Genomic DNA, 23,823 nt, shown 5'->3' with positions numbered 1-23,823 from the left:
AACATGAAAAAATTAAACACAACCTTAATCTATGTATTATCATCTGTAAGCCTTATCTGTTGCTGTTTTGCAGGACTAGGAATCTTATTAGCATTACCTTCTTTTTTAATTGCTAACAAAAAATTAAAAGAAGCTACTGAGTATCCTGAAGAATATGATGCAGCAGAAGTTAAAGCAATGACAACTGCAAAAACTTTTGCTTTAGTTGCTTTAGGTATTAACGGACTTTATTTTGTGTATAGCATTTATAGTATTGCAACTACAGATTGGGATGTTTTTATGGAAGAGTTTAATAAACGAATGGAAGAATATCAATAAAATTAAAATTTTACCACATTATATAATATCCAAATACTTTACTTTAAAAGTATTTGGATATTTTTTTTACTATTATTTGAGTTACATTTAACATCATATAAACAAAAATCATTTTGTAATTCAACTAACTTTGTAATTGATTTAAATAACTACAATTTATAATGGAGAATAAGAAAAAGCCTTTAGGAAAAAAAATATTAAAATGGAGTTTAATTACCTTATTAGTGCTAATTATAGGACTTTTTTCTGTTCCTTTTTTATTTAAAGATAAAATTGTAGAAATGGTTTCTAACACCATTAACAATAACATAAATGCAACTGTAACTTTTAAAGAAACCGATTTAAGTTTATTCAGAAATTTTCCTTTGGCAAGTATTAATGTAAATGATATTGTAGTTGCTAATAAAGCCGAATTTAAAGGTGATACTTTGTTTAAAGCAGAAAGTTTAGATTTTAGTATGAAAATTACTGAACTCTTTAAAAAAGCAGATGAAACTATAGAACTAAATAGTATTGCAACCAAAAACGGACAAGTAAACATTATTTTTAATGAACAAAATGTTGGTAATTATGATATTGCTATAAAAACAGAAGATACAGCTACAAAAACTAGTAACGATTCTTTTTCATTTGATATTCAAGAATATGAATTAGAAAATATGGAATTTAATTATATTGATAGAAGCTCTGATTTAAAGCTACAATTAAAAAACATCAATCATCAAGGAAATGGAAATTTTGCTGAAGATGTTTTAGATTTAGATACCAATACAGAAGCAATTCTTTCTTTTGATATGGCAAAAACGAATTATTTACATGATGTTGCCATTTCTTTAGATGCTGTTTTAGGAATCGATTTAAAAAATAGCAAATACACCTTTAAAGAAAATACAGGTTACATAAATCAATTGCCATTAAATTTTGATGGTTTTATTCAATTGATTGATGAAAATCAGCTATATGACATCAACTTTAAAACGCCAACATCAGAATTTAAAAACTTATTAGCACTTTTACCTAAACAATATTCAGGTAATTTAAATGCAATTAAAACTGAAGGTAATTTCGATTTAAATGGTACTGTAAAAGGTATTTTGTCAGAAGATAAAATTCCTGCTTTTAATATTTCTTTTTCATCAAAAAATGCAATGTTTAAATATGATGATTTACCAAAAGCTGTTAAAAATATAAATATTGATGTTAACGTCATCAACAAAAGTGGTTTTACAAAAGACACTTACGTAAACATCGATCAACTTACTTTTAAAATTGATGAAGATGTTTTTGCAACAAATGGAAATATTGCCAACTTAACTACAAATCCAAAAATAAATTTAAGCGCAAAAGGAAAAATAAATTTAGAAAACATAGGTAAAGTTTATCCTGCACCAGCAGATTTAGAATTGGCTGGAATTTTAAATGCTGATGTTTCTACAAGTTTCGATATGAATTCTGTAGAAAAAGGGCTGTATAAAAACATTAAAAATACAGGTACAATTAGTGTAAATAACTTTAAATATGATGGAGAAGATGTTGCAAACGCATTTCTAATAAATAAAACCGAAGTGAGTTTTAATACCAACACTATAAAATTAAATGAGTTTGATGCAAAAACAGGGAACTCTGACATTTCTGTAAAAGGAAATTTAGATAATTTCTACGGATTTCTTTTTAATAAAGAAGTTTTAAAAGGGAATTTCAGTTTAAATTCTAACAACTTTAAAGTTGCTGATTTTTTAACTGGTGCAACTTCTACAGAAACTACAAACAATGAAAATGCACAACTTAAAATTCCTGCATTTTTAGATTGCAAATTTGTAGCAAATGCTAACAATGTGGTTTATGATGATATTACTTTAAAAAACGTTTCTGGTACTATTTATGTAAAAGACGAAGCTGTAAATCTTCAGAATTTAAAAACGGATGTTTTTGGTGGTAAAATTGGTTTTGATGGTAAAGTTTCTACAAAAGGAAATACATCTACTTTTGATGTTGATTTAAAACTAGATCAATTAAGTGTAGCTCAGTCTTTCTCTAATTTAGAAATGCTAAAATCTATTGCGCCAATTGCAAATACAATTCAGGGTAATTTTAATTCTACAATTAAAGTTGCAGGTAATTTAAATGAAGATATGACTCCGAATTTAAAAACCATAACTGGTGATTTATTTGGTAAATTATTAGACCCAAAATTAAATGCAAGCAACTCTAAAGTATTAAGTTTATTGAGTAATAAAGTTTCTTTTTTAGATGCTGATAAATTAAATTTAGACGGAATAAATGCTTTTTTATCCTTCGAAAACGGAACCGTAAACGTAAAACCAATTCCATTAAAATATAAAGATATAGGCATAGAAATTTCTGGAAATCATAGTTTTGATCAATCTATAAATTACAATATTATGTTTGATGTTCCTGTTAAATATTTAGGATCTGAAGTTACTAGTTTACTTGCAAAATTATCACCTAAAGACGCTGCAGAAGTAAAAAGTGTGCCTGTAAAAGCGAATTTAACAGGTAATTTTACAAGCCCTAATTTTACTACAAATATTAAAGATGCAACTTCTAATTTAATAAATGATTTGGTAGAAAAACAAAAACAAAGTTTACTAAATCAAGGTAAAGACAAATTAAATAGCTTGTTAAATAGCAACAAAAACGATAAAGACTCTACACAAACAAAAGAAAATACTTCCGATAAAATTAAAGGAGTTTTAGGCAATATTTTTGGTAAAAAGAAAACTGATACTACAAAAAACAATAAACAGTAAAAGTTGTATTTTTAGGGTATGAAAAATAAATTACAAATCGTTTTAGTATTGTTTGTAATTTATTTATTTTCATATTTTTTTTATGGTAAAAACACTTTAGGACTACAAATAATTACTAACAAAACTTTTGTAAAGACTCAAGATTCCATTCAAATTCATATTTTTGATTTAAATGATTATCTAAAAAATCAAACAGAAATTATTAGCATTTTAAAAGACAAAGGTTTTAATGATGTTAAAGTAAATTACGAGCGTAATTTCTGGAATAACAACAACTTTATCTATTGGTTAAAATTAGAGCAATTATCTCCATTTGTAAATTTTACTTACGATGGTTATTTCAAAAAAAATGAAATATCAGAAGAATATGAAAGCCTATATATATGGTGTTTTTTTAAATGGATAAAAGTCTACAAAAGTAAAAACAGAGCTAACTACTAGTTTAAACTAAAGAACCAGCCACTAAAGAAAAACCTATTAAAAGTACGTATAAAGAAATCATTATAATTGTTAGTACTCCAATAAATTTATAGTGCGATTTTAAACTCTCTAAAGCATCAGCTAAAATTTCATCATTCTTATTTGCCAAAGCTAATTTCATTTTTCTAGAAAATTTGAATAAATAAAATACTGGCATAAAATAAAGTAACCCCATTACTAAATAGGTAATCATTATTCCCATACTTATAGAAGGTGCTCCTTGTTGCTGAGCAATCATATTTAGCATAGGTGCATAAACAGTACCTATTAAAATTGCGCCAATCAATAAAAAAGCAATACCTATAAACCCAATAATAGAAAAGAAAAATGCCCATTTAGAAATTTCTCTTAAAAAAGTTTTAGACCTTGTTGTTAAAACTATTTGTTCTAATTGAGTTATTGGACTTTGCATAATTATTTATTCTTTTTATCAAAAGTAAAAAAAAGAAGCCATAAAATCACAAATAATTATTCGTGATTTTATGGCCGTTTATTTTATTACAAATATTAAAGAATTACAAAAAAAATATTAATTAAACTCAGTAATTGTCTTTTTAATAATCTCAATACAATCTTTTAATTGTTCTTCATTCATTACCAAAGGTGGTGCAAAACGAATAATATTTCCATGCGTTGGTTTTGCTAATAAACCATTATCTCTTAATTTTATACAAATATCCCAAGCTGTAGAACTATCTTCAGAATCGTTTATTAAAATTGCGTTTAATAAACCTTTACCTCTAACAGATTCAACTAAATGATTGTTTTTACAAAATTCAGTTAATTCTGCTCTAAAAATTTCACCTAATTTATCAGCATTTTCTGCTAATTTTTCATCAGCAACAACATTTAAAGCAGCAATAGCAACAGCAGCAGCAATTGGGTTACCACCAAACGTAGAACCGTGATTACCAGGTCTAATTACATTCATAATATTGTCATTTGCTAAAACAGCAGAAACCGGATAAGCTCCTCCACTTAACGCTTTACCTAAAATTAAAACATCTGGTTTTACTTCTGGAGTACCAGAACAATTTTTCTTTTCGCAAGAACAATTACCACAAGTAGCTAATAAACGCCCAGTTCTTGCAATTCCTGTTTGTACTTCATCAGCAATAAATAAAACATTATGGTCTTCACATAATTTCTTAGCTGCTTTTAAATAACCTTCAGAAGGCACATAAACTCCTGCTTCACCCTGAATTGGCTCCACTAAAAAAGCGGCAACATTTGGGTTATTTTCTAAAGCTTCTTGTAATTCCTGTAAATTATCGTATTCAATTTTGATAAATCCTTTTGTGTAAGGCCCAAAATTTTTCTTAGCTACAGGATCATTAGAAAAAGAAATAATTGTAGTTGTTCTTCCGTGAAAATTATTTTCACAAACAATAATTTCTGCTTTGTTTTCGTCAATTCCTTTTACTTCGTATGCCCATTTTCTAGCTAACTTTAAAGCAGTTTCTACAGCTTCTGCTCCAGTATTCATTGGTAATAATTTGTCGAAACCAAATAAATCTGTGGCAAATTTCTCGTATTTACCTAACATATCATTGTAAAAAGCACGAGAAGTTAAGGTTAATGTTTTTGCTTGATTAATCATAGCATCAACAATTTTAGGATGACAATGCCCTTGATTTACAGCTGAATAAGCTGATAAAAAATCGTAATACCTTTTACCTTCTGCGTCCCAAACATATACGCCTTCTCCTCTACTTAATACTACAGGAAGTGGATGATAGTTGTGTGCACCATACTTGTTTTCTAATTCAATCGCTTCTTGCGATGTTAATTTGTCTAAAACAGCCATTTTAAAATAGTTTAATGTTTTAGTATATCACTAAAACCATATTCGAAAACATTATTTTTAGTTTTCAAATAAATTAATAAATAATTAAACTCGATAAACGAGTAAATAACCATTCCTGTTCTACCTTTATCCTTTCAGTGAGTACCGAAAATTCAGCGTGGGAAAGAAATCATCCCCGAAGTTTTACAAAAATAATAAATTTTATTCTTTAAATATTTAATTTTAAAATAAATAGTATTTTAAGAATATAAGTGACCCTTTAAATTATAATGTGTCTAAAAAATTATAACTTGCACCCCCTAAAAACTAATAATAATTTAAATTAATTTACTAATGAAAAAACACTTAATACTGCTATTATTTTTAGCAACATTCGTTGGTTGTAAATCTACTTCTGTTGTTAATACTAAAGTTGATAATAAAACCGAAAGAATCTTAAAAGGAAACTGGACAATTACCTCTGTAAATTATCCTGGTTCTGATTATATAAAAGTTGAATCTTTTTATTTAGCAGATTCGAAATGTTTCGTTAACAGTAACTGGAACTTTATTTCGAATAATAATAAAGGAGATATGAAACTAAACAATTCAAGCAGTGCTTGTATAGATTATAGTTCTCCAATTACCTGGTATTTAAATAAGGAAGGGCAATTTGTACTAAAGTTCACAAACGATTATAAAGCTAAAGAAGTAAGTAATGGTTTTGTTTTAACTATTAATAATGTTACAGAAACTAGCTTCGATTTAGTTGATAAAATTAATGTTGCTGGTAGCATTAAAAAAATAACTTATACTTTTCAAAAAAATTAAATTAAAAACACAATGAAAAAAACAATCATATATAGTTTAGCAGTTTTAGTAATAGCTGCAAGTACATTAACATCTTGCGAAGCAACAAAAAACGCAAATAATACTCAAAAAGGAGCTGGAATTGGAGTTGCTGCAGGTGCAATTTTAGGAGCTGTAATTGGCAACAATGTTGGTAACAAGAAGAACTCAGAATTAGGTGCTGTTTTAGGTGGTGTTATTGGTGGTGTTGCTGGTGGTGTTATTGGTAATAAAATGGATAAACAAGCTCGTGAAATTCAAGAAGCAATTCCTGGTGCAGAAGTAGAAAGAGTTGGTGAAGGGATTATGTTAACTTTAGGTGAAAATGCTATTCGTTTTGATACCAACAAATCTACTTTAACAGCAACTGCCAAAGCTAATTTAGATAAATTAGTACCAGTTTTAAATAATTACGAAAATACAAACATTGTAATTTATGGTTATACAGATAGTACAGGTAGAGCTGAATATAACCAAATGTTATCAGAAAAAAGAGCCAATTCTGTAAAAGATTATTTAGGGGCAAAAGGTGTAGACAGTGCTCGCTTTGAAACTAAAGGTTTGGGTATAAACGACCCAATTGCTACTAACGAAACTGCAGAAGGTAGAAGTAAAAACAGACGTGTAGAATTTGCTATTGTAGCCAATGAAGAAATGATTAAAGAAGCGCAACAAGAAGCAAAACAATAACAGTTTTAATTTTTAATATTAAAGACTACTTATTTGAGTAGTCTTTTTTTGTTTAAAGAAATTATATTTTGTCTAATTTTGCAATCTTATAAATAATTGAAGATGCCACGTAGAGAACGAAATAAATTTGTAAAAAGAAATCAAATTTTAGAATTAAAGATTGAGGATTACGCTTTTGGCGGAAAAGGAATTGCAAGAATCCATTCTGATGAAGGTAGTTTTGTTGTATTTGTTCCTAATACTTTGCCTGGGCAATTGGTAAAAGCACAGATAAAAAAATCGAGTAAAAAATATGCTGAAGCCAAATTAATTGATGTTTTAGTACCTTCAGAAGATGAAATTGAAGTTCCTTTTCAAGATATTCCTGGAGCTCCTTACATTCAATTACCTATTGAGTTACAACATCAATATAAAAAAGAAAGTACCTTATCTCTTTTTAAAAGAATTGGAAAAGTAGAAAATATCGAAGATTTATTTGATGAATTTCTAACATCACCAAACGTGTTTCATTATAGAAATAAAATGGAATATGGTTTTTCTGCAATTGGTTATGATAGAGTTGCCAAAAGAGATAAAGACGAATTTACACTAGGTTTTAAAAGACGTGGAGTTTGGTGGATGGGAGATAATTTAGAAAAAGATTCTGGTTTATTTGATAAAGAATTTGAAGACCATTTAAAAACCATCAGAAAATATTGTTTCGATACTGGTTTAGCTCCTTGGCATGGACCAAAAAAGGAAGGCTTTTTTAGGTATTTTGTAGTTAGAAAATCGTTTAAAACTAATGAGTTATTATTCAATTTAGTAACTACCTCTTACGATTTACCAAAATTTAATCTAAATAAATTCGCTAGTTTTTTAGTGGATCTTTTTGGTGATAGAGTTGCTGGTTTATTACACACAATAAACGATGAAGTTGGAGATAGAACAATTGCTACTTCTGGAAGCATAGAATTAATTTATGGAAAAGACAAAATTGTTGAGGAACTACTAGGTTTAAACTTTGAAATTAGTATGAAAAGCTTTTTTCAAACGAATCCTAAATCTGCAGAAAAACTATATTCTAAAGTAGTGGATTATGTTTTAGAAGATAAATCTAAAGTAGACAATACTGTTGTTATGGATTTATTTTGTGGTACAGGAACTATTGGGCAAATTGTAGCATCAAAAAGTGATAATGCAAAAATTGTTGGTGTAGATATTGTAGCATCTGCCATAGAAGATGCTAAAGAAAATGCAAAGAGAAATAACATTGAAGGTTTAAAGTTTTATGCAGCAGATGTGGGTAAGTTTTTAACACATCACCCAGAATATAAAAACAAAATAAAAACAATAATTTTAGACCCTGCAAGAGCAGGAATTGCACCAAAAACTCTACAAAAAATCATAAATCTAAACGCAGATAGAATGGTTTATGTTTCTTGTAACCCTGCAACCCAAGCAAGAGATACAGAACTTTTAAGAGAAGCTGGTTATAACATTAAAAAAATTAGTTTGGTAGATCAATTTCCACATACAAGTCATATTGAGACTGTGGTTTTGTTTGAAAAATATTAATTTAAAACAATAAAACCATTCTATAATGTTAGAATGGTTTTATGCTTTTTTTAGTTTCCAGAACATTTATCTGGGTCTCCAAAATTGGGTTTATGGCTAATTATCCAGTCTGATGAAGCTTCTAAAGAAAAATCAGAATAATTTGTAACATTACATACATTCCATGTACTAATATCTTGGTTAAAAGATGAGGCTTCTCTAAACATATTTCTCATATTTGTAACGTTACTAACATTCCAATTACTAATATCTTGATTAAAAGAGTATGCCCCTGCAAACATATTATTCATAACTAATGTATTGCTTACATCCCAAGAACTAAGGTCTTGATTGAAAGCTTGAGCAGCTTGTAACATACTATTCATATAAATTACATTACTAACGTCCCATGAACTGATATCTTGATTAAAAGAAGTAGCTTGTATAAACATAGCAGACATATCTGTAACATTACTCACGTCCCATAAACTAATATCTTGATTAAATGAAGAAGCACTAAAAAACATTGAACTTAAATCAGTAACATTTCTTATATCCCAAGAACTGATCTCGCCATTAAAAGAAGAAGCCCCAAAAAATAATTTAAACATATAAGAAACGTTACTGACATCCCATAGATTTAGGTTTTGATTGAATGATGAAGCTCCTGAAAACATTTCTCTTATTATAGTAACATTACTAACATCCCAAGAGCCTATGTCTTGATTAAATGAAGATGCATTTTCAAACATTGACCACATGTTAGTTACATTACCTACATTCCAAGAACTAATATTTCCATTAAAAGAAGTTGCATTATAAAAAACATCAGACATATCAGTAATATTACTTACATCCCATGAATTTAAATCTTGATTAAAGGATGATGCACCTGAAAATATTTCTCTAATATCATTAACACTACTTGTATTCCAAGAACCTATATCTTGATTAAAAGACGAAGCATCTTTAAACATACTATTCATATCCTCAACCTTACTTACATTCCAACTTCCTATATTTTGATTAAAAGCTGTAGCTCCTAAGAACATTTCTCTCATATGTATTAAAGAACTAACATTCCATAAACTTATATCTTGGTTAAATAATTCTGCTCCACTAAACATATAACTCATATATTCTACTTTACTTACATTCCATGAAGAGATATTTCCATTAAAAAGTTTTGCATTATTAAACATGTAGAGCATATTATTTACCTTGCTAACATCCCATGAACTTATATTTTGATTGAAAGAAAAAGCATTGTAAAACAAATAGCTCATATCTGTAACATTACTTACATTCCAAAAAGTTATATCTTGATTAAATGAAGGTGCATTAGCAAATAAACTTTTCATGTTTGTCACAGAACTTACATCCCATGAACTAATATCTTCATTAAATGAATTTTCATTTAAGAAAAGTCCTGATAAGTCTGTTATTCCTGTGGTAACCACTTTTGTGATATCTTTACCATCAACAAACATCTTTTCTAGCATTTCTCTGTTAACTAATGAATAAAAAGAGCCATTAACTACGCTTTTAGTACCAATTTCTATTCCTTCTTTAGCCTTTATAGTTACACCATTTTCATCTATATAAAAAGCATCATCAACCAAACAAGTATTTATATTTGCAAAATCTGGTTTATTTTCTAACTTCCATTCTGCAGAAGTAAGGTTAGAAAATTCATTATAATCTAAAACATTGCATATTGTCCATAAACTGATATCTTGATTAAAAGAACTTGCTCCGTAAAACATTTGTTCCATATCAAATACTTTACTTACATTCCATAAACTAATATTTTGATTAAAAGAAGTTGCATTTGAGAACATATTTCTCATATTTGTAACATTATCAACTTTCCAATTGCCTATATCTTGATTGAAAGAATTGGCTCCAAAAAACATATATCTCATTTCAGTTACGTTAGTTACATTCCAAGAACTAATATCTTGATTAAAAGAAGCCGCTTTATAAAACATGCTTCGCATTGTTGTAATTTCACCAACATCCCACGAGTTTAATTCCTTATTGAAAATAATTGCTTCAAAAAACATAAAACTCGTATTTGTAACATTACTTACGTTCCATAAACTTATATCTTGATTAAATGAAGAGGCTCCTCTAAACATGCTTTGTAAAGTTGCCACTTTTCTTATATCCCAAGTACTAATATCTTGATTAAATGTTGAGGCTTCTCTAAACATATAGCTCATATCAGTTACGTTACTTACATTCCACGAACTAATGTTTTCATTAAAAGAAGTGGCTCCATAAAACATTCCCTGCATATTAATAACATTTTCTACATTCCATAAACTAATTTTTTTGTTAAAAGAACTTGCGCCATTAAACATATAACTCATATCAATAATATTGCTTACATTCCATAAATCAATTTCTTGATTAAAGGAACTAGCTCCACCAAACATTCCACTTACATCAGTTACATTTTCTATGTTCCATGAATTAATTTCTTGGTTAAATGTAGATGCAAGAAAAAACATTCTGCTCATATCTCGAACATTACCCACATCCCAAGAACCTATATCTTTATTAAAGGAGCTTGCATCATCAAACATGCTTCTCATATCTGTAACATTACTAACATCCCAATAACCTATATTTTGGTTAAAAGATAATGCTCCTTTAAACATTTCATTCATGTACTTAACAGCACTAACATCCCAAGAGCTTATATCTTGATTGAACAAATTTTTGTACTGTAAAAGGTTTGACATGTCTGTAATACCAGTAGTAACAACCTTAGTTACATCTTCTTCATTAGCAATCATTTCATACAAAATTACTCTATCTACTAATTTATAATTTGCTCCATTAAAATCAGCTTGTGTTCCAACAACAACATCATCATATGTTTTGATAGTTACACCATTATCATCAAAATAAAAGGCAGAGTTAAGATTAAAAGTATAAGTTTTAGTCTCTAAAGGAGAGTCAATAATAACATGTTTGGATTCTTTAAAATATGCTGTATATTTTAATTGATCTCCAACAGTAAAAAATAAATCTTGCGTTCTTTTTTGATTTTTTTTGCTACTATTTTCTATCACCCTATTTAATTGAGGTGCCTTAGAAGTAACATTCTCAACAAATAATTTATAATTGGATGTTTTAGAACCTTGAATTAATTGAATAAAGAATAAACCTCTACTACTTGGTAGAAATTGAATTTTATTTTCTCCTTGATATGATTTTTCTGAAAACGATATTATTTCTTTTCCTAAGGCATCATAAATATTAATTTTATAATCTTCTATTTTACTACTATAAAAACTTATTGTAGCTTCAGATAAGGTCGGATTTGGATAAACTGTTACTTGATTATTTATAACGTTAAAAAAGTTATTTTCATTCACATATAGAACAGCTGTAGAAATGTTTAATGATAAATTATCTTTTAAAGTTAAAAAATTCCCATTACTTAAATTTTGAATAGACAAACTATCTAAGATTTGAGTGTTTGATAATTCATCTTTAGAATCAAAAGATAGTATTATATCTTGTGAATATAAGATAGACGTAAAAAATAATGGTATTAGAAAAAGTTTCAGTTTCATATTTTTTTTTTACAAATATTGAAAAAAAAACAATTCAAAAAAAACTAAATCAAAAACAATGTTATTTTCAAAAATGATTATAATTTAGCAGCAAGACATTAAAACCTCCAACATGATAAAATTAACAACCTCAGAAATTGAAAAAAGAATAGAAAACCTAACTGATTGGGATTTTTATGATAATGCTTTACATACAGATTTTGAATTCGATAATTTTAAAGATTGTATGTCTGCAATGAATAGAATTGCATTTGAATGCGAAGCTTTAAACCATCATCCAGAATGGACTAATGTTTATAATACGTTAGACATTTCATTAACAACTCATGATGCTGGTGGTATTACAGAATTAGATTTTAAATTGGCAAAAGCCATAAATAGAATTGTAGAAGTAGAAGAATAATTTATGAGAAAAATATTTGGTTTTCTTTTGTTAATAACAATTATATCCGCTTGCGAAAAAGATGATTTTTGCACTCAAAACCCTGTTACTCCAAAATTAATTATACGGTTTTATGATGCCACAGATATAAGCAACACAAAAACAGCAGATGAACTCTATGTCTGGTCTGGTACAAAAGATAGTATTTTTGAAAACGTATCTACAGATTCTTTAGTTATACCTTTAAATAGTAACACAAATCAAACCATTTATAATTTATCTAAAGGAGATATAGTTGAACAATTTACCATAGATTATACACCAGCAAATGAATATGTATCTCGTTCTTGTGGTTATAAAATAATTTTTAATGATGTTAGTTTTACTACAGACAATTCTTGGATTACAGATTTTACTCAAGTAGAAACAACAATAGACAATCAAACTGCAGCTCATGTACAAGTATTTCATTAATATTTTCTTGCTTTTTATTGTTGTTAATGTATTTGCACAAGAACAAAAAAAAGATAAACCTTCTGAAACTAAAGACACAATTATATATAAATCTCCTTACGGATTTCGTTTAGGTGTAGACATAAGTAAACCCATAAAAGCAGCAATAGATGGTTATTATGAAAGTGGATTTGAAATTGTTGGTGATTACAGAATATCTAAACGTTTTTTTGTAGCTGCAGAATTAGGCTATGAAGAAGAAACAAATGCAGAAGAATTTACAAACTCAACTGCAAAAGGAAGCTATGCTAGATTAGGATTCAATTTTAATGCTTACGAAAATTGGTTAGACATGAATAACGAAATTTTTCTAGGTTTTAGGTATGGGTTTAGTGTTTTTGATCAAACCTTAAATAGTTACACACCTAATGTAGTAAATGGCGAAGATAATGGTTCTCCTTATTTTCCTTCAAGTATAGTTACAACAGGTACAACTACAAGTTTAAATGCACATTGGACCGAATTTATGTTAGGTTTTAAAGTAGAAACTTTTAAAAACTTTTACGTAAGTGCTAGCTTTTCTTACAAAATATTAGTCAGTGCTAAAGAACCTGACAACTTTAAAACTCTATATGCACCAGGTTTCAATAGAATCTTTGAAAGTGGTACAGGTTTTGGATTTAATTATACTTTAACTTATCTAATTCCTTTTTCAAAAAGATAATTATTTGGAAATCAACATTTTTTTAACATAAAAAAATTGAATATTAAAAATAGCTCTCATATTTTTACGAATTAACGAAACCTTTTTTTTGTAACTTTAAACCCCGCTTTTAATAAAGCTTATTAAGAATGAATAAAATACCAAGCGTAAATCTTGCGGATTTTTTATCCGAAGATAAAGACAGAAAGCAAAAATTCATCAATGAAATTGGACATGCCTATGAAAACATAGGTTTTGTAGCCTTAAAAGGTCATTTTTTAGATGATAATTTAGTTGATAATTTATATGAAGAAATTAAAAACTTTTTTGATTTACCAACAGACATAAAAGAAAAATATGAGATTCCAGGAATTGGTGGTCAAAGAGGATATGTTTCTTTTGGTAAAGAATCTGCTAAAGGTAAAAAAGAAGGAGATTTAAAAGAATTTTGGCATTTTGGGCAATATGTAGATAAAGATTCTAAATATGCAACAGAATATCCAGAAAATGTTGCTGTAGAAGAATTACCTAAATTTAATGAAGTTGGTAAAAAAACATATCAAATGCTAGAAAAAACAGCAAAATATGTTTTACGTTCTTTGGCTTTGCATTTAGGTTTAGATGAAGTTTATTTTGATAATTATATAAAGAATGGTAATAGTATTTTAAGACCAATTCACTACCCACCAATAAAAACTGAACCAAAAGGTGCAGAAAGAGCAGCAGCTCATGGAGATATAAACTTGATTACCTTATTAATGGGTGCTCAAGGAAAAGGGTTACAAGTACAAAACCATAAAGGAGAATGGATTGATGCTATGGCTGAACCAGATGAATTAATGATAAATGTTGGTGATATGTTATCTAGACATAGTAACAACAAATTAAAATCTACAATTCATAGAGTTACAAATCCGCCAAAAGAAATGTGGGGTAGTTCTCGTTATTCAATTCCATTTTTTATGCATCCAATTTCTGATATGAAATTAGACGTTTTAGAAAATTGTATAGATGATAAAAACCCAAAACAGTTTGATAATATTACAGCTGGTGAGTTTTTAGATGAACGTTTAAGAGAATTAGGATTAAAAAAATAATGGATTTAAAAGATCAATTAAAAAATTTGTTTCCTGAGCATAAAGAAACTCAAGAACCAGAAGTAAAAAAATCGAATATTTGGTTACAAGACGACCCTATTATTTGTAAATACGAAAAACGAAAAGGGAAACCTATTACAATTTTAGAAGGTTATACTGGTGCAACATCAGATTTTAAAATATTAGCAAAAGAAATTAAAACAAAACTTTCTGTGGGAGGTAGTTTTAAGGATGACAGAATCATTATACAGGGTGATTATAGAAACAAAATAATGGAAATGCTAAAAGAAAAAGGATTTAAAGTAAAACGCGTTGGCGGATAATTTTTTAATCAACACAACTAACTAAACTATATAAAACGTTTTTTTTCAATTATGGGGGGCTCAATATTACACATTACAAATGGTGATAGTACAACTAACTATCTTAAAAAATTAAAATATAAAGGAGAATTTATTACTTGGAGAGAGATGTTGTGCGAAGGTAAAACTACTACAGATGTTGGTAGTGAAACTTTCTGGAAAAATAGATACGATTTTTTTAAATCTTCATATAAAGTTAGTAAACAAAAGTTTATTGATTATACTATTAAAGAATATAGAAACCTTTGTAACGAAAAAAAACAAAAAGAAATTGTTTTGTGGTTTGAGCACGATTTATTTTGTCAAATAAATATGATTGCTGTAATCAGTTGGTTAAAACGATACAGAAAAGGATACAATATTTCTTTAGTTTGCAGTGGTAAAGTTGGTAATTCTAAAAAAATGTTTGGTTTACCAGAATTAAATGAAAAACAAATTCATAACCATTTTAAAAATAGAATGGAACTTACACAAGATGATGTTGAATATGCAGATTACATTTGGCAATTATACTGTTCAGACTCCCCTCTTCGTTTAGAAACTGTATATAAATTTAACCCAATGTCTCCTTTTCAATATTTAGCTTCTGCTATAGAAGCGCATTTATTACGTTTTCCTTCAATAGAAAATGGATTAAACAAAGTTGAAAACACAATTCTAGAAACTGCATTAAATCAAAAACCAACATCTAAAAAAGAATTAATAAGTCAACTTTTAAATGATGGTGAAGTTTATGGTTTTGGTGATTTACAATACGAAAATAAAATTAATGAATTAAGAAAACTATTTCATTCTTTTAATCCTGTTCGATTAACCAAAAAAGGAAAAGAAGTATTAGACAATGAAATTAATTATTATGGCCAATTAAGAAATGATATTTCTTATCTTGGGGGTTCAAAAAAATACAGCTTCTTATACCATAATCAATCTAACAAGCTGTTACAAATTACATCTTAAATGCCTATTAAACCTTCTGAACTTATCTTAAATCCTGATGGGAGTATTTATCATTTAAATTTAAGAAAAGAACATATTGCAAAAAATATAATTTTTGTTGGTGACCAAGATAGAGTTGATAAAGTAACACAACATTTCGATTCTATAGAGTTTACCACACAAAAAAGAGAATTTAAAACAACAACAGGTTACTATAAAAACAAGAAAATTTCTGTAATTTCTACAGGAATTGGTCCTGATAATATAGATATTGTTCTAAACGAATTAGATGCTTTAGTAAATATTGATTTAGAAACTAGAGAAATTAAAAAAGAACATACTGCCTTAAATATTATTAGAATTGGTACTTCTGGCTCTTTACAAAAAGACATTCCTGTAGATTCTTTTTTACTAAGCTCTTATGCTTTAGATTTAAATGGAATGCTACATGCTTACCAAATTGATGAGATTTCGCACCCAGAAATTGAAGACGCTTTTGTAAAACACACCAATTGGAGCTCTAAAAAATCGTATCCTTTATTAATTGCTAACGCTGGTGAATTAGCATCAAAAATAGCATCAAAAAAAGTTTATAATGGTATTACAGCTACTGCAGGTGGTTTTTACGCACCACAAGGTAGAGTGTTAAGATTAGCTTTACAAGACGCAGATTTAAATAACAAAATAGATAGCTTTTCTTTTAATGGTAATAGAATAACCAATCTAGAAATGGAAACTTCTGCCATTTATGGATTATCGAAATTATTAGGTCATAATGCAGTTTCTATGAATGCAATTATTGCAAATAGAGCAAATGGTACGTTTAGTACAAATCCAAAAGAAATTGTTGCTGATTTAATAAAATATACATTAGAAAAATTAGTAGATTAAATGACTAACTTAAAAGTTGGTGGTGTACCAGAGCATTTTAATTATCCTTGGTACATTACTCTAAAAAATAAAGAATACAATAAACATAATATTAATTTACGTTGGCAAGATTATCCTGGTGGTACAGGGCAAATGTGCAAAGCTTTAAGAGATGGCTCTGTAGATATTGCTATAGTATTAACAGAAGGTATTATTAAAGATATTGCAGATGGTAATCCTTCCAAAATTGTACAGACATTTGTAAAAACTCCTTTAATTTGGGGTATTCATGTAGGCGCAAAATCATCATTTAAAAAAATAGAAGATTTAGAACATGCCACAATTGCAATTAGCAGGTTTGGTTCTGGATCACATTTAATGGCAATTGTAAATGCGTACAACCAAGGTTGGGATGTTACTAAATTAAAATTTAAAGTAATTAAAAATTTACAAGGTGGTATTGATTCACTTACAAATGGCGAAGCAGATTATTTTATGTGGGAACATTTTACAACAAAACCTTTAGTAGATAATGGCACATTTAGAAGAATAGACGATTGCCCTACTCCTTGGCCTTGTTTTGTAGTTGCTGTTAGAAACGAAGTTTTAGAAAATAACTTTAACGAAGTAAAAAAAGTTTTAGACATCATAAATAACCAAACTAAAGGTTTTAAGAAGATTAAAGACATAGATAAAACTCTAGCAGACAGATACGAACAGCAGTTAAATGACATTAAGCAGTGGTTAAAAATAACTGAATGGAATGCAGGCAAACCAATAACAAAAAATTTAATTACCCGCATTCAAAATAAAATGGTTCAATTTAACGTTATTGAAAAGAAGAAAAATTCAGGAAAATTCATAAAAAATATGTACATTTAAATCATAAAAAGTAAATAAATGAAAAAAGCAGTATTTATTGTAATTTGTATTTTAGGAATTATTTGTTTTTCATCTTGTAGAAGTACTTCTAGTTCTTGCGGATTAGCAGAGCTTAACACAACAAATCCAACAACATTACAACAAGTAGATTTAAGTTAAATTTTACTTGTTTCTTAATTTTTAAATTCAATAAAATCCACTTTTAAAAGTGGATTCACCTCCTTAACCACTTACTAAAACCTTAATAGTTAATATTTTATTAACATTCTACAAACTTTTTAATAAGGTTAAACTTACTTTTTATTCATTTTAAATTTACCCTAAAAACACATTGGACTTCTATTTTTGTTAAAACAAGAGCAAAATAGATTTTTATGTATAGTAAATATCAAGTTACAAACTTATTATCTAATCTAAAAATAGTTGATCTAGCTTCTGTAATTAACTATTTAAAATGAAAAAAACTAAAAAGCGTAAAGTAGAACTAGTTGTAATTTCTGATATTCATTTAGGAACCTATGGTTGCAGAGCAAAAGAAGTATTAAATTACTTAAAAACCATTCAGCCAGAAACGCTAATTCTAAATGGAGACATCATAGATATATGGCAATTTAAAAAACGATTTTTTCCTAAATCGCATATGAATGTTATAAAACATCTAACATCACTTTTATCTAAAGACACCAAAGTATATTACATTACAGGTAATCATGATGAAATGCTAAGAAAATTCAAAGGTTTTCAACTAGGAAATTTTAAGATTTTAAATAAAATAATCTTAAATCTAGATGGTAAAAAAGCTTGGATTTTTCATGGTGATGTTTTTGATGTAACAATGAAACACTCTAAATGGTTGGCTAAATTAGGTGGCAAAGGTTACGATTTGCTAATTGTTTTAAACACTTTTATGAATTGGGTTAGTCAGCTTTTTGGTTATGGAAAATTATCGCTCTCTAAAAAAATAAAAAACAGTGTAAAAAGCGCTGTAAAATTTATAAATGATTTTGAGAAAACTGCTTCTGATATTGCTATTGACAACAACTACGATTATGTGGTTTGTGGGCACATACATCAACCAGAAATCAGAAAAATTAAAAATCAAAAAGGAAAAACTATTTATTTAAATTCTGGTGATTGGATAGAAAATTTAACAGCTCTAGAATACAATAAAAAAGAATGGTCTTTATACGAATATGCTAAAGACGATGTTGCAAAAGGTTTTGAGGTAAACGAAACCAAAAAAGAAAAAAAGAAAAACAAAGAAAAAGAACACAACATACTTTTTAATGAGTTGTTAAGAGAATTTGATATTAGAAAAACATAAATTATTTTTATTATGAAAATACTATATGCAATACAAGGTACAGGAAATGGACATATAACTAGAGCCAAAGAAATTATTCCTATTTTACAAGAAAAAGGCGATTTAGATATTCTAATTAGTGGTAATGAGAATAATTTAGAATTAGGCCACCCAATAAAATATAAAATACATGGTTTAAATTATACTTTTGGTAATAAAGGAGGTATCGATTTTTGGGCTAGTTATAAAAAAATGAAATTGTCTCGTTTTTTTAAAGAAATTAAAGAATTACCAATTAAACAATACGATTTAGTTTTAAACGATTTTGAGCCAGTTTCTGCTTGGGCTGCAAAAGTTAATAATGTAAACATTGTTTCTTTAAGTCATCAAAATGCAGTATCAGATAAAGCAGCACCAAAATACAGTAAACATTTTATAGAAAAACTTATTTTAAAATATTATGCACCTGCTAATTCAAAATTTGGTTTTCATTTTAAAACATATAGTAATACTACATTTACACCCATAATAAGAAAAAAAATTCGTAGCAAAAAAATTACAGATAAAGGGCATTTTACAGTATATCTGCCATCTTATAATCATGATAAAATTGTAAAAATATTATCTCAAATACCAATTGTAAAATGGCACATTTTTTCTAAAGAAACTACGAGTTTAATATTTAGAAAAAACATAACCATTTATCCTGTTAACGAATTCGATTTTATAAAAAGTATGGCTTCTTCTAGTGGTGTACTTTGTGGTGCAGGATTCGAAACACCATCAGAAGCTTTATTTTTAAGAAAAAAATTGATGGTAATACCTATGAAAAACCAGTATGAGCAAAAATGCAATGCACTTGCTTTAAAAGAAATGGGTGTACCAGTTTTAAAGAAATTAAGCAAAAAAAGAATTACAAAAATTGCAAAGTGGATTCAGGCAGAGAATCTAATAGACGTAAATTACGAAGATACAACAGAAGATATTTTAGAAGCTATCTTATTGCCTTATTATAACGAAACACTTATATCTACCATTGTATTTTAGACTTATTTATACTGTCTAAAATTTCGTTTGTTTTAGAAAAATGCTGGTTACTAAACCAATAACCTCTATTTGCACTTAATGGTGATGGATGACCTGATGTTAATATTTGATGTTTCTTTTTGTTAATTAATTTCATTTTTTTCTTAGCAAAACCACCCCAAAGTAAAAAAACGATGTTTTCTTTTTCTTCGGATATTTGTTTGATAACTACATCTGTAAAAGTTTCCCATCCTTTTTTTTGATGACTACCAGCTTCATGCGCCCTAACTGTAAGTGTTGCATTTAGTAACAAAACACCTTGCTTTGCCCATTTTTCTAAATTTCCACTTTGTGGATATTCTTGATTCAAATCCGAAGAAATTTCTTTAAAAATATTTACTAAAGAAGGGGGATGTTTAACATCCTCTTTAACAGAAAAACACAAACCATTTGCCTGATTTGGGCCATGATAAGGATCTTGACCAATAATAACAACTTTTAAATCGTTTAACGAACAAAAATCAAAAGCTGCAAAAATATCTTTTGCCTTCGGATAACAAGTATAATTTTCATATTCAGATTTCACAAAATCGGTCAATTCTTTAAAATAAGGTTTATCAAATTCTGGTTGTAAGATATTTTTCCAAGAATCAGCTATTTTTACTTCCATAGTTCCTATTTTTGTTGTTATTAGTGATAATAATCACTCAAAAAAGAATTCAAAAATACAATATTGAGAACGAACATTTCAGAGAAAACACTTCAAGATTTAGAATTTTCTACGGTTTTACAACACATTTCAGAATTTTGTATTTCTAGTTTAGGTAAAGAAAAGATCTTTGAAACTAAACCAATTCAGCATCGTAAAGAACTCTTTAAAGAACTGCATTTAGTAGATGAGTATTTATCTTCTTTTGAAAGTGAAAACAGAGTTCCTAATCACGGATTTGATAATATTATAGAAAATGTAAAGCGTTTAGCCATAGAAAATAGCTTTATAGAAACTGATGCTTTTTTAAAAATAGCTACAACTTCACTTACCGTAAATGAATTGATTAAGTTTTTTAAGAAATTTCAAATTCAGTTCCCAACCTTTTACGAGCTTTCTCAAGAAATAGAATTCACCACTTTTGTAGATGATGAAATAAAGAAAATTATAGATATTTCTGGTGAAGTTAAAAACAATGCATCACCTTCTTTAAAACAAATTAGAAGAGATATTAATAATGTTCGTGGTAAAATCGGTGCTAGTTTTACATCAGCATTATCTAAAGCAATAGCTGCTGGTCATTTAGATGACATTAAAGAAACAGTTGTAGATAATCAAAGGGTTTTAGCTGTTTCTGCAATGCACAGAAGAAAAGTTGCAGGTAGTTTATTAGGGTCTTCTAAATCTGGTAATATCGTTTATATTGCACCACAAGCAACACTTTCTTATAGTAGAGAATATCAGAATTTAGTTTACGAAGAAAAACAAGAAGTTGTAAAAATATTGCGTGCTTTAGCCACTACAATTCGTCCTTGTGTTACATTGTTAAATGAATATATTCAGTTTTTAATTCATACTGATGCCATTGGTGCAAAAGCAAAATATGCACTAGAAATGGATGCAATTCTTCCAAAAATATCTAACAATAAAAAGATATTTTTTAAGAATGCTTATCATCCTGTTTTATGGAAAAAAAATAAAGAACAAAAAATAAACACTGTTGCACAAACTATAAAATTAGATAAAAAGCAACAAATAATAGTAATTTCGGGTCCTAATGCTGGTGGAAAAAGTATCACCTTAAAAACTATTGGCTTGTTGCAAATTATGGTGCAAAGTGGAATTTTAATTCCTGTGGATGAACGCAGTGAAACCTATATTTTTGACACTGTTTTAACTGATATTGGAGACAACCAATCCATTGAAAACCAATTAAGCACCTATAGTTATCGACTTAAAAACATGCGTTATTTTTTACGTAAGTGTAATGAGAACACTTTGTTTTTAATTGATGAATTTGGTACAGGTTCAGACCCAGAATTGGGTGGAGCTTTAGCAGAAATTTTCTTAGAAGAATTTTATCATAAAAAAGCATTCGGAATTATAACAACTCACTATTCAAATTTAAAAGTCTTAGCCAACGAATTAGAGAATGTTACCAATGCAAATATGCAGTTTGATGAACGTACTTTAGAACCTTTATATCGTTTATTTATTGGTCAAGCAGGTAGTTCTTTTACTTTTGAAGTAGCTCAGAAAAACGGAATACCTTATAGCTTAATTAACAAAGCTAAAAAAAGAGTAGAAACTGAAAAAGTGCGTTTAGACAAAACCATCTCTAAACTACAAAAAGAAAGAAATAGACTACAAAAAAATTCTGATAATCTAGAGAAACAAAAATCTAAAGGTCAAGAGCATTTAGATAGCTTACAAGAAAAAGAACAACGAATTCAAGATAAATTATCTGGTTTTCAAGAACTTTATGATCAAAATCAGAAAATGCTTTCATTGGGTAGAAAAACTAATGAATTGTTAAACAAATACTTTCAAACCAATAATAAAAAGGAATTGAATGTCAACTTTAACAAGTGGGTGGCAGATGAAAAAGTAAGGCATGTAAAGAAAAACCCTATTAAACCTAAAACAAAAGCGCAAAAGCAAAAAGCAAAAGTTGTTGCCAAACAAATACAAGAAACTATAAAAAAGGTAGAAAAAGAGGTTTTAGAAAAAGTTGTTGAAGTTAGAAAAGAAAAAAAGATTGAAGCCGCTAAAATTGCTAAAGAAAAATCTGAATACATTTATAAAATAAATGATAGAGTTAGAATTATAGATTCTAATTCTGTGGGTACTATTGATAGGATTGATAAGAAAAGTGTAACTATCAATTACGGAATTTTTACCACCAAAACTTCACTTGAAAAACTAGAATTGGTAGAAAAAGCAAAGAAATAAGGTTTTTCCTATTTTAAATTTCGATTTTTAAAATTATATTGGTCATCTAACTAATTATTAAAACTTTAGCTATGATTACACAATCTAATTTAAAACGCGAAACTAGATATGGATTACCTGCTGCAGATCAAATTCTCTTTAATCGTCATTATGTTTTAGGTTACTCCTATTATTTTAGGCAAGCAAAATGGGCTTTAGAAATTATAGATAAAGACAGAACTGATATTGAAAGAATAGATAATTTTAGACCAGATTACAGAATTCCTGAAATGTTTAGGGCAGATTTAGCAGACTATTTAAATTCTGGTTTTAACAGAGGTCATTTAGTAGCCAGTGCTAATCAATTTGAAACTCAGGTTCAAAATAGTGAAACTTTTCTGTTATCCAATATGACACCTCAAGTACCTTCTTTTAATAAAGGTATCTGGAAACGTTTAGAAAATGCTGTTAGAGTTTTAGATAGTCAAAAAAACATTTTAGAAACTTATGTTATTTCTGGTCCACTATTTTTGTTTGATACAGAAGTTAAAGTAATAGATTCTAAAAAGGCAGAAGGTGTAACTTTACCTATACCACACTCCTACTTTAAATCTATACTTACAGAAAACCATAGAGGTACTTTACATATTTGGTCTTTTATTATACCTAATGAAGCCACAGATGAAGATTTAGAAACCTTTCAAGTTCCTACAAGTAAAATTGAAAAGATATCAGGTTTATTTTTATGGGAAAGTTTATTAGGTACCAAAATAACAAGAGATAAAAACAAAATCAAGAAAATTTGGAAATATAAATAGACCATCTATTTAAAACAACATACTTCAATTCATTTATCAATTTAATAGAAT

Annotated in this window: 23 protein-coding genes; 19 read left to right on the top strand and 4 right to left on the bottom strand. The window is 28.0% G+C overall.

Annotated features, from left to right (window positions below; translation table 11 throughout):
• Positions 1–3 precede the first annotated feature (3 nt).
• From ACJJVK_RS11570 to ACJJVK_RS11560, 3 genes are all read left to right on the top strand, one after another.
• Entirely contained in the window at positions 4–318 is a 315-nt protein-coding gene (locus ACJJVK_RS11570) for a CCC motif membrane protein (protein WP_215994977.1), read from the top strand.
• 161 nt (positions 319–479) lie between these two features.
• Positions 480–3,089, top strand: a complete 2,610-nt coding sequence (locus ACJJVK_RS11565; protein WP_405566137.1) for an AsmA-like C-terminal region-containing protein — start codon at positions 480–482, stop codon at positions 3,087–3,089.
• Positions 3,090–3,107: 18 nt separating this feature from the next.
• Positions 3,108–3,530 carry a hypothetical protein gene (locus ACJJVK_RS11560; RefSeq protein ID WP_405566135.1) on the top strand — a complete coding sequence of 141 codons (423 nt, stop codon included), beginning with the start codon at positions 3,108–3,110 and terminating at the stop codon, positions 3,528–3,530.
• A gap of 1 nt (position 3,531) precedes the next feature.
• Here the strand turns inward: ACJJVK_RS11560 and ACJJVK_RS11555 are convergent, their stop codons facing one another.
• Both ACJJVK_RS11555 and rocD read right to left on the bottom strand, forming a co-directional pair.
• Positions 3,532–3,981 carry a DUF5362 family protein gene (locus ACJJVK_RS11555; protein WP_405566133.1) on the bottom strand — a complete coding sequence of 150 codons (450 nt, stop codon included), beginning with the start codon at positions 3,979–3,981 and terminating at the stop codon, positions 3,532–3,534.
• Positions 3,982–4,098: 117 nt separating this feature from the next.
• A complete protein-coding gene (gene rocD, locus ACJJVK_RS11550; protein ID WP_405566132.1) occupies positions 4,099–5,376 on the bottom strand; it encodes an ornithine--oxo-acid transaminase in 1,278 nt (425 codons plus the stop codon).
• Positions 5,377–5,709: 333 nt separating this feature from the next.
• Here rocD and ACJJVK_RS11545 point away from each other — a divergent pair, with 333 nt between their 5' ends.
• From ACJJVK_RS11545 to rlmD, 3 genes are all read left to right on the top strand, one after another.
• Positions 5,710–6,186, top strand: coding sequence for a lipocalin family protein (locus ACJJVK_RS11545; RefSeq protein ID WP_405566130.1), 477 nt, complete (start codon positions 5,710–5,712; stop codon positions 6,184–6,186).
• Between the two features lie 12 nt (positions 6,187–6,198).
• A complete protein-coding gene (locus ACJJVK_RS11540) occupies positions 6,199–6,894 on the top strand; it encodes an OmpA family protein (protein ID WP_405566128.1) in 696 nt (231 codons plus the stop codon).
• Positions 6,895–6,996: 102 nt separating this feature from the next.
• Positions 6,997–8,451 carry a 23S rRNA (uracil(1939)-C(5))-methyltransferase RlmD gene (gene rlmD, locus ACJJVK_RS11535; RefSeq protein WP_405566126.1) on the top strand — a complete coding sequence of 485 codons (1,455 nt, stop codon included), beginning with the start codon at positions 6,997–6,999 and terminating at the stop codon, positions 8,449–8,451.
• A 50-nt stretch (positions 8,452–8,501) separates the two neighbouring features.
• On the opposite strand, the gene ACJJVK_RS11530 is transcribed toward rlmD, so the two are convergent.
• Complete coding sequence (locus ACJJVK_RS11530) at positions 8,502–12,020, bottom strand: BspA family leucine-rich repeat surface protein (protein WP_405566124.1); 3,519 nt, start codon at positions 12,018–12,020, stop codon at positions 8,502–8,504.
• Positions 12,021–12,132: 112 nt separating this feature from the next.
• On the opposite strand from ACJJVK_RS11530, the gene ACJJVK_RS11525 reads away from it, so the two are divergent.
• From ACJJVK_RS11525 to ACJJVK_RS11475, 11 genes are all read left to right on the top strand, one after another.
• The gene (locus ACJJVK_RS11525) at positions 12,133–12,423 is read left to right on the top strand and encodes a 4a-hydroxytetrahydrobiopterin dehydratase (RefSeq protein WP_405566122.1); all 291 of its coding nucleotides are present in this window, start codon (positions 12,133–12,135) and stop codon (positions 12,421–12,423) included.
• 3 nt (positions 12,424–12,426) lie between these two features.
• Positions 12,427–12,876 (top strand): DUF6452 family protein, encoded by a 450-nt coding sequence (locus tag ACJJVK_RS11520; protein ID WP_215994967.1) that lies wholly within the window; start codon positions 12,427–12,429, stop codon positions 12,874–12,876.
• A complete protein-coding gene (locus ACJJVK_RS11515; protein WP_405566120.1) occupies positions 12,857–13,579 on the top strand; it encodes a DUF6048 family protein in 723 nt (240 codons plus the stop codon). The genes ACJJVK_RS11520 and ACJJVK_RS11515 overlap by 20 nt, the downstream gene beginning before the upstream one ends.
• A 128-nt stretch (positions 13,580–13,707) precedes the next feature.
• On the top strand, positions 13,708–14,655 hold the full coding sequence (locus ACJJVK_RS11510; RefSeq protein ID WP_405566118.1) for an isopenicillin N synthase family dioxygenase: 948 nt from the start codon (positions 13,708–13,710) through the stop codon (positions 14,653–14,655).
• Positions 14,655–14,978, top strand: coding sequence for a translation initiation factor (locus tag ACJJVK_RS11505; protein ID WP_215994964.1), 324 nt, complete (start codon positions 14,655–14,657; stop codon positions 14,976–14,978). Before ACJJVK_RS11510 ends, ACJJVK_RS11505 begins: the two co-directional genes overlap by 1 nt.
• A gap of 51 nt (positions 14,979–15,029) precedes the next feature.
• Positions 15,030–15,974 carry a DUF1835 domain-containing protein gene (locus tag ACJJVK_RS11500; RefSeq protein WP_405566116.1) on the top strand — a complete coding sequence of 315 codons (945 nt, stop codon included), beginning with the start codon at positions 15,030–15,032 and terminating at the stop codon, positions 15,972–15,974.
• Positions 15,975–16,844, top strand: a complete 870-nt coding sequence (locus ACJJVK_RS11495; RefSeq protein ID WP_405566114.1) for a nucleoside phosphorylase — start codon at positions 15,975–15,977, stop codon at positions 16,842–16,844.
• Positions 16,845–17,705 (top strand): substrate-binding domain-containing protein, encoded by an 861-nt coding sequence (locus ACJJVK_RS11490; RefSeq protein ID WP_405566112.1) that lies wholly within the window; start codon positions 16,845–16,847, stop codon positions 17,703–17,705.
• An 18-nt stretch (positions 17,706–17,723) separates the two neighbouring features.
• The gene (locus tag ACJJVK_RS11485; RefSeq protein WP_215994960.1) at positions 17,724–17,864 is read left to right on the top strand and encodes a hypothetical protein; all 141 of its coding nucleotides are present in this window, start codon (positions 17,724–17,726) and stop codon (positions 17,862–17,864) included.
• Between the two features lie 295 nt (positions 17,865–18,159).
• Positions 18,160–19,029, top strand: a complete 870-nt coding sequence (locus ACJJVK_RS11480; protein WP_405566109.1) for a UDP-2,3-diacylglucosamine diphosphatase — start codon at positions 18,160–18,162, stop codon at positions 19,027–19,029.
• 12 nt (positions 19,030–19,041) lie between these two features.
• Positions 19,042–20,055 (top strand): glycosyltransferase family protein, encoded by a 1,014-nt coding sequence (locus ACJJVK_RS11475; protein WP_405566108.1) that lies wholly within the window; start codon positions 19,042–19,044, stop codon positions 20,053–20,055.
• On the opposite strand, the gene ACJJVK_RS11470 is transcribed toward ACJJVK_RS11475, so the two are convergent.
• Positions 20,039–20,704, bottom strand: coding sequence for a uracil-DNA glycosylase (locus tag ACJJVK_RS11470; RefSeq protein ID WP_405566106.1), 666 nt, complete (start codon positions 20,702–20,704; stop codon positions 20,039–20,041). The two genes, ACJJVK_RS11475 and ACJJVK_RS11470, sit on opposite strands and share 17 nt — an antisense overlap.
• Positions 20,705–20,767: 63 nt before the next feature.
• Here ACJJVK_RS11470 and ACJJVK_RS11465 point away from each other — a divergent pair, with 63 nt between their 5' ends.
• The gene (locus ACJJVK_RS11465) at positions 20,768–22,975 is read left to right on the top strand and encodes an endonuclease MutS2 (protein WP_405566104.1); all 2,208 of its coding nucleotides are present in this window, start codon (positions 20,768–20,770) and stop codon (positions 22,973–22,975) included.
• Between the two features lie 71 nt (positions 22,976–23,046).
• Positions 23,047–23,772 carry a DNA/RNA non-specific endonuclease gene (locus ACJJVK_RS11460; RefSeq protein WP_405566102.1) on the top strand — a complete coding sequence of 242 codons (726 nt, stop codon included), beginning with the start codon at positions 23,047–23,049 and terminating at the stop codon, positions 23,770–23,772.
• The last annotated feature ends 51 nt before the right edge of the window (positions 23,773–23,823 follow it).

The organism is Polaribacter sp. Asnod6-C07, assembly GCF_045063625.1.
Lineage (GTDB): Bacteria > Bacteroidota > Bacteroidia > Flavobacteriales > Flavobacteriaceae > Polaribacter > Polaribacter vadi_A.
Note: the sequence above shows the minus strand (reverse complement) of the source record. Positions and strands in the feature narration are given on the sequence as shown.

Bases quoted from the DNA above. Each gene is read 5' to 3' on its own strand.
- ACJJVK_RS11525 (WP_405566122.1), top strand. From the start codon at position 12,133: ATGATAAAATTAACAACCTCAGAAATTGAAAAAAGAATAGAAAACCTA.
- ACJJVK_RS11505 (WP_215994964.1), top strand. From the start codon at position 14,655: ATGGATTTAAAAGATCAATTAAAAAATTTGTTTCCTGAGCATAAAGAA.
- ACJJVK_RS11565 (WP_405566137.1), top strand. From the start codon at position 480: ATGGAGAATAAGAAAAAGCCTTTAGGAAAAAAAATATTAAAATGGAGT.
- ACJJVK_RS11470 (WP_405566106.1), bottom strand. From the start codon at position 20,704: ATGGAAGTAAAAATAGCTGATTCTTGGAAAAATATCTTACAACCAGAA.
- ACJJVK_RS11530 (WP_405566124.1), bottom strand. From the start codon at position 12,020: ATGAAACTGAAACTTTTTCTAATACCATTATTTTTTACGTCTATCTTA.
- ACJJVK_RS11475 (WP_405566108.1), top strand. From the start codon at position 19,042: ATGAAAATACTATATGCAATACAAGGTACAGGAAATGGACATATAACT.
- rocD (WP_405566132.1), bottom strand. From the start codon at position 5,376: ATGGCTGTTTTAGACAAATTAACATCGCAAGAAGCGATTGAATTAGAA.
- ACJJVK_RS11490 (WP_405566112.1), top strand. From the start codon at position 16,845: ATGACTAACTTAAAAGTTGGTGGTGTACCAGAGCATTTTAATTATCCT.
- ACJJVK_RS11570 (WP_215994977.1), top strand. From the start codon at position 4: ATGAAAAAATTAAACACAACCTTAATCTATGTATTATCATCTGTAAGC.
- ACJJVK_RS11480 (WP_405566109.1), top strand. From the start codon at position 18,160: ATGAAAAAAACTAAAAAGCGTAAAGTAGAACTAGTTGTAATTTCTGAT.
- rlmD (WP_405566126.1), top strand. From the start codon at position 6,997: ATGCCACGTAGAGAACGAAATAAATTTGTAAAAAGAAATCAAATTTTA.
- ACJJVK_RS11560 (WP_405566135.1), top strand. From the start codon at position 3,108: ATGAAAAATAAATTACAAATCGTTTTAGTATTGTTTGTAATTTATTTA.
- ACJJVK_RS11485 (WP_215994960.1), top strand. From the start codon at position 17,724: ATGAAAAAAGCAGTATTTATTGTAATTTGTATTTTAGGAATTATTTGT.
- ACJJVK_RS11510 (WP_405566118.1), top strand. From the start codon at position 13,708: ATGAATAAAATACCAAGCGTAAATCTTGCGGATTTTTTATCCGAAGAT.
- ACJJVK_RS11500 (WP_405566116.1), top strand. From the start codon at position 15,030: ATGGGGGGCTCAATATTACACATTACAAATGGTGATAGTACAACTAAC.
- ACJJVK_RS11540 (WP_405566128.1), top strand. From the start codon at position 6,199: ATGAAAAAAACAATCATATATAGTTTAGCAGTTTTAGTAATAGCTGCA.
- ACJJVK_RS11555 (WP_405566133.1), bottom strand. From the start codon at position 3,981: ATGCAAAGTCCAATAACTCAATTAGAACAAATAGTTTTAACAACAAGG.
- ACJJVK_RS11520 (WP_215994967.1), top strand. From the start codon at position 12,427: ATGAGAAAAATATTTGGTTTTCTTTTGTTAATAACAATTATATCCGCT.
- ACJJVK_RS11495 (WP_405566114.1), top strand. From the start codon at position 15,975: ATGCCTATTAAACCTTCTGAACTTATCTTAAATCCTGATGGGAGTATT.
- ACJJVK_RS11545 (WP_405566130.1), top strand. From the start codon at position 5,710: ATGAAAAAACACTTAATACTGCTATTATTTTTAGCAACATTCGTTGGT.
- ACJJVK_RS11515 (WP_405566120.1), top strand. From the start codon at position 12,857: ATGTACAAGTATTTCATTAATATTTTCTTGCTTTTTATTGTTGTTAAT.
- ACJJVK_RS11460 (WP_405566102.1), top strand. From the start codon at position 23,047: ATGATTACACAATCTAATTTAAAACGCGAAACTAGATATGGATTACCT.